This is a genomic window from Arsenophonus sp. ENCA, from assembly GCF_002287155.1.
GTDB lineage: Bacteria > Pseudomonadota > Gammaproteobacteria > Enterobacterales > Enterobacteriaceae > Arsenophonus > Arsenophonus nilaparvatae.
In genome coordinates, this window is the sequence record NZ_NHNG01000793.1 from 1 (window position 1) to 808 (window position 808).

Consider the following 808-nt stretch of genomic DNA (forward strand, 5'->3'; position numbering starts at 1 on the left):
ACCATTATACATGCTAGGTTTAATAGTGCTATAAAAACTGTACAACTCATTCCTAAAATACAAGAAGAAGAGTTGTTTTTGAACACCACAATTTGGAATTATTTAAAAAAACCAACATACCAGGGGCTTAGATTTTTCAACAAACAATCTTTGGAAATAAAGCAGATAGAAACAAACAGTATTTTCAAGAACATTTTAAAGGATTATCTAATACAAAATCCAGTTTACTCTTTTGATGGTTATTTTGAGGGCTAATACAATAAAACAATTATAATGCTTTGATACTAGAAATAGGTGTTATATGTACTGAGTGATTTTAACACTGTCAATAGATAACTTAGTCTGGTGTTAAGGATATTTTTTGTGATTGTTAATTTTAAGGTTAAAAACAATATGCAAAGAGTCTTGCAGACTATTGACACTATTTATGTTGTACCACTGTACAAAATTAAATAAAGGTTTATGACTATGACTAATGAAATGAAACATTCTTTATTTATCCAGGCAAAGTTAGGGCCACATGGCCCTTTCTTGCACTTAACCTGTTTGCTTATTTACGTTATGCTTACCAGTCGGGGAAATCAAGCAAGACGCTCCATCACTTTGTGAGCCGGATCAAGGATTCCCTGGAAAGGAAAGAATTCACACTTTGTGTGTTCTTGGATATTGAGTGAGTTCGACAACACTTCATATGACTCCATGTTTGAAATTGCTCAAAGAAGGGGGAAGGAAGCCTGGCATCTGTTGGTGGGGTGCCGGGTAATACAGACCAGGCTACACAGAGCTAGGATAGTAATAATCGCAACAA

The 808-nt window shown here is 34.5% G+C and carries 1 protein-coding gene; it reads left to right on the forward strand.

Annotated elements, in window-relative coordinates; translation table 11 throughout:
• Positions 1-255, forward strand: a 255-nt coding sequence (locus tag CBG25_RS20620) for a hypothetical protein (RefSeq protein WP_290608945.1), incomplete at its 5' end; no start/stop codon positions are given.
• Between the last annotated feature and the right edge of the window lie 553 nt (positions 256-808).